This is a genomic window from Oscillochloris sp. ZM17-4 (assembly GCF_019599295.1).
Classification (GTDB): Bacteria; Chloroflexota; Chloroflexia; order Chloroflexales; family Chloroflexaceae; genus Oscillochloris.
Window position 1 is genome coordinate 1 of record NZ_JAIEWN010000042.1, and the last position, 4,357, is coordinate 4,357.

Sequence of the window (4,357 nt, forward strand, 5' to 3'; positions counted from 1 at the left end):
GGGGGGGGGGGGGAACACCGCCTCCCGCCTCCCGACCCCTGCCTCCCGGGCGAGGCGAGGATGCTGAGACGGAGCGCGGGGCGCGGCGGCGGCGAGATGCGGCCCAGCCCGCCTACCGGCTGGTGGCATGGGCGGGCGAGCGGCGCATCACCCACGAGCTGCGCGAGCGGCAGTGCGTGATCGGGCGCGACCCCGGCTGCGACCTCCAGATCGACGGGCCGTCCGTCTCGAACCTGCACGCCCGGCTCACCCTGGCCGGCGGCCAGATCACCCTGGCAGACCTGGGCAGCGCCGGCGGCACCAGCCTCGGCCCCGGCGGCCCGCGCCTGCCGGCCCACCGGCCCACCGAGCTCCAAGACGGCGACGAGTTCTGGATCGGGCCGGAGGTGCGGGTCGCCCTGCGGCGGGCGGATGCGTGGTGAGTGTTGCGTGTTAAAGGCAGCGATGATCAAACGACATGCGCGGGTCGGCGGCTTCGTGCTGCTGCGCAGGGTTGGCGGCGGCGGGCAGGCCGAGGTCTACCTGGCCCGTCCGGCGGGTGGCGGGCGACGAGCGGCGCTGGCCGCGATCAAGGTGGCCCGGCCGGGCCACGCCGCAGGGCTCCACGACGAGCACGGCTGGCTGGCCGCCGCCGAGCACCCCGGGATCGCCCAGCTCTACTCGCGACGCCACAGCGACCTCGGCTATGTCGAGTCGCCGGGCGCGGGGCGGACGCCCTTCCTGGCGCTGCGCTACGTGCCGGGGCGCAGCCTCGATGAGCTGCTGGCCCGCCGGCGCGGGCGGGGGCTGCCGGCCGATCTGGCCGCCCACATCGCCACGCAGGCCGCCTCGGCCCTGGACCATCTGCACCAGCGGCTGGGCATCGTCCACCAGGACGTGCGCCCGGCGAACCTGATCATCGGGGCGGGGCGGCGGCCGCTGGTCACGCTGATCGACCTGGGGGCGGCCGAGAGCCTGGGCGCGCCCAGGCGGCGCTGGGACTACGGGGCGAGGGGGTATATGGCGCCCGAGCGGCTCTCCGGCGCGCCCGCCAGCCCCCTCGCCGATGTGTATAGCCTGGGGATAACGCTGCGGGCGATGCTTAGCGAACAGATATCCCCGCCCGCCCTCGCCGGCCTGATCCACGATGCGACGGAGGGCGACTCACGGCGGCGGGCGGCGGCGCTGCCCGATATGGCGGCGATGCTGGAGCGATTGCAGATCGCAGATCGCAGATTGCAGATTGGGGGGAGATGATGCGTACTGCTCCTGGGTGGCCCTTGCTCATGGTGGCGCTGCTCGTGGGGTGCTCAGGCGTTGAGCAGGTCGAGCGGGGCGCCCCGCCGGCGGCCCCGGCCGCGCTGCCGCAGGCCCGCGCGGCCATGGAGGCGGGCGAGTACGCGGCGGCGGTCGCCCTGGCCGGCCCCTGGGCGAGCACCAGCGACGAGGCGGCGGGGATTGTCGCAACGGCCCACATGGCGCGGGCAGAGGCCGCGCTGCGCGGGGCGCTGGACAGCGCGGAGGCCCGCCGCGCCGCCATCGACCAGCTCGCCCTCGCGATGGCAGCCGCGCCCGAGGGCGAGCTGCGCGAGCGGATCGCCGCCCGCATGGGCGAGGTCGCCGCTGAGGCGGCGCCCACACACGCGGACGAGGCGGCGGACTCCCCAGCGACCCAGCCGCAGGCCGCCCGGCCGAGGCCGCAGGCCCAGCCCCATCGCACCTACGCCGTCGCCCAGCGCAAGAGCTTCGAGGGCGGCGGCGAGAGCGGCCAGTTCGCCAGCTGCGTAGACGTGCAGGTCATCGGGCGCGCCGGCCCGGTGTCCGACGCGGTGGTCGAGGTGAATAACGGCGAGCACAGCTACCAGAGCCAGACCGACGCGGGCGGCTACGCCGGGCGCTGCGGGCTGGGCGCGTCGACCTGGAGCGTGGTGCTGTTCTGGACTCCAGGCGGCGGCGACTCCGGTGTGGCAACCACCGTCTACCTGAGCGGCGCGCCCGAGCAGCGGGCGGCGGTCGTGTTCCAGGAGCGGTAGGGACGGCGGCTCACAGAAGCACAATATCGAGGGCCGGCCCGCCCTCGCCGATCTGGAGGGAGTCGCCGTCGGCGAGGCGGGCGGGGCGGCGGGGCGCGAGGGCCGAGCCGTTCAGCAGGGTGTCGACGTCATCGCGATCGGTGACGACATGCCAGGCACCGGGGCCGGCGGGCGCCAGGGCGCAGTGGGGGCGCTTCGAGACGAAGCGGTAGTCGGAGCGGCCCGCGTCGATCAGGCGCAGCTCGCGGGCGTAGGCCTCGGGCTGGAGCAGCCCGAGGGCGCGCAGCATCCAGCTGCGGGTGAGCACCAACCCCGAGGGCGGCACGAGGATAGCGCCGCCCTCGGGGAGAGAGAGCGCGCAGTGGCGCGGGGCGGCCGCGATGGCGCGCGGGCCGCTCAGCCAGAGGTGGCTCCCGTCGATCACACCCTGGGCGCCAAGCGGCGTATCGGGGCTGAGGGGCCGCCCGCCGGCCGCGCCCACGCGCAGCGCGTAGGGGATCGCGGCGCCCTGCGGGTCGCGCTCCGGCAGCCCGCAGCCGGCGGCCAGGATGGGCGTCAGCTCGCCGGCCGCGCCATCCTCACAGATGATGTTGGCCGAGCGCGGGCCGGTGCTGCCCTGCCAGTGCAGGGTGACGGTGATTGTTGATGGGGTGTGGGCCACTGCCTGCTCCTTCCTTCATTTTTATTTGTATTGCCGCAATCTGCCAGCTTCGCTGGCAGATTGCGGCAATACAAAAGGAATTATGCCAGGGCGATCTGGATGATCGCCTGATCATCATCGCGCACAAGCAGCGCCCGGCCAGGGGGCTGCTCGACGTCGCGCTGCTCGGCCAGGGGCAGGCCCACGCCCAGCAGGCGCGTCCCGCCGTCATAGCGCCCCGGCCAGAGGATGATCCCGCCGCGCCCGCCGTCGAGGGCGCGCAGCAGCGCGTCGTCGGCATAGGCCATGGTTGTCGCCATGAGGATGTGGACGCCCTGCTGCCCGCCGCTCTGGGCCAGGTCGCAGAGATTCGCCAGCAGGTTCGGCTCTGGCCCATAGCCCTGGCCGAGCTGGTCGCGCAGGCGCTCGCGGCAGAGGGTGTAGTCGTCGATGGCGATGATGCGGCGCGGGGCGTGCGCGGCCGCGCGGCGCAGCTCGGCCACGGCGGCGATCAGCGCCTCGGCGCCCTGCTCGGCCCGCGCGTAGCATGTGGCGTGGGGGAGCTCGCGCAGGCCGGCGAGGCCGCCGCGCGGGCCGTCGAGGATGAGCAGCTCCAGCTCGCCCGGGGCGTGGCGGGCGGCGAGCCCGCGCAGGATCGTGTCGAGCGCGCTGGTCTTGCCGCTGCGCCGGGGGCCGATGATCAGGGCGTGGGGCGAGTCGTCGTCCAGGCGCAGCTCGGCCACGGCCAGGGCCATGCTCTCGCGGCCGATGGGCGCGGCCAGCCCGGCGCGGATGTCGGCGACGACTGGATTGCCCAGGCCGCCCAGCGCCACCCGCTCGGGCAGAAGCTCGACGGGCAGCGGGCGCACCTGATCCGCGCCGGGGGTCGCGCGCCAGGCCGAGGCGATGGCGGCCACCTGGTCGCGCAGGTCGGCCGCCAGCTCGCCGTCGAGGGCGCGGGCGGACAGATCGGCGCCGGGGGCGTCCTCATCAGATGCGGGCGGCTCAAGGCTGGGCAGGGCGACCTGGAGCTCCAGGGGGCCGTGGTCGGCGTGGGGGCAGAGGCCGCGGCCGGGGAGCGTCGGCGGGATGGGCGCGCTCACCCGCGCGCCGAGCACATCGGCGTAGTCGTGGATCTCGGCCTGGCGCAGGGCGATGCGCGCGTCGCAGAGCGAGAGCAGCCGGTAGCTCAGGTCGCCCACGCGGTCGGCGCTGATCGCCAGGTGGACGCCGCAGGGCCGGCCGACGCGGGCCAGGCGCACCAGGTCGTCCAGGATGCTCGTCTCGCTCCTGGTGTCGCGGAGCTCCTCGCTGAGCACGGCCAGCTTATCGATCACCAGGACGAGGGCGGGCATATCGCGCCCCCCGGCGGCGCGGTAGGCAGGCAGGTCGGCGGCGTCAGCGGCGCGCAGACGATCCTGCCGCTCGCGGATGGCGCTGTCGAGCATACGGATCAGGCGGCGCACCCGCTCGCGCTCGCGGGCCTGGATGAGCGCGCCCACGTGGGGCAGGCCGGCGAGCGGCGCGAGGCCCTGGCCGCCGGCGTCGATAATGTAGAGCCAGAGGTCGGCGGGCGTGTGGGCTGCGGCCAGGCTGAGGATCAGGCTGCGCAGGAGCATCGTCTTGCCGCTGCCGGGGGCGCCGACCACCGCCAGGTGGGCGGCGGCCAGATCGAGGGCGAACGGCTCCTGGCGGCACTCCTGGG

The 4,357-nt window shown here is 75.1% G+C and carries 5 protein-coding genes; 3 read left to right on the forward strand and 2 right to left on the reverse strand.

Going from position 1 to position 4,357, the window contains the following annotated elements; genetic code table 11:
• The 3 genes from K2Z83_RS22200 to K2Z83_RS22210 form a co-directional block, all read left to right on the forward strand.
• The coding region (locus tag K2Z83_RS22200) for an FHA domain-containing protein (protein ID WP_220597367.1) at nucleotides 1-422 on the forward strand (422 nt) is incomplete at its 5' end.
• A gap of 22 nt (nucleotides 423-444) precedes the next feature.
• Nucleotides 445-1,236, forward strand: coding sequence for a protein kinase (locus tag K2Z83_RS22205; RefSeq protein ID WP_220597368.1), 792 nt, complete (start codon nucleotides 445-447; stop codon nucleotides 1,234-1,236).
• A 29-nt stretch (nucleotides 1,237-1,265) separates the two neighbouring features.
• The gene (locus tag K2Z83_RS22210) at nucleotides 1,266-2,012 is read left to right on the forward strand and encodes a hypothetical protein (protein ID WP_220597369.1); all 747 of its coding nucleotides are present in this window, start codon (nucleotides 1,266-1,268) and stop codon (nucleotides 2,010-2,012) included.
• Between the two features lie 10 nt (nucleotides 2,013-2,022).
• On the opposite strand, the gene K2Z83_RS22215 is transcribed toward K2Z83_RS22210, so the two are convergent.
• Nucleotides 2,023-2,673: an EsaB/YukD family protein gene (locus K2Z83_RS22215; RefSeq protein ID WP_220597370.1), complete on the reverse strand. Its 651-nt coding sequence runs from the start codon at nucleotides 2,671-2,673 to the stop codon at nucleotides 2,023-2,025.
• Between the two features lie 80 nt (nucleotides 2,674-2,753).
• Nucleotides 2,754-4,357 (reverse strand): FtsK/SpoIIIE domain-containing protein (locus K2Z83_RS22220; protein WP_255604414.1); only part of this gene is annotated, 1,604 nt, incomplete at its 5' end.

Bases quoted from the DNA above. Each gene is read 5' to 3' on its own strand.
- K2Z83_RS22205 (WP_220597368.1), top strand. From the start codon at position 445: ATGATCAAACGACATGCGCGGGTCGGCGGCTTCGTGCTGCTGCGCAGG.
- K2Z83_RS22210 (WP_220597369.1), top strand. From the start codon at position 1,266: ATGGTGGCGCTGCTCGTGGGGTGCTCAGGCGTTGAGCAGGTCGAGCGG.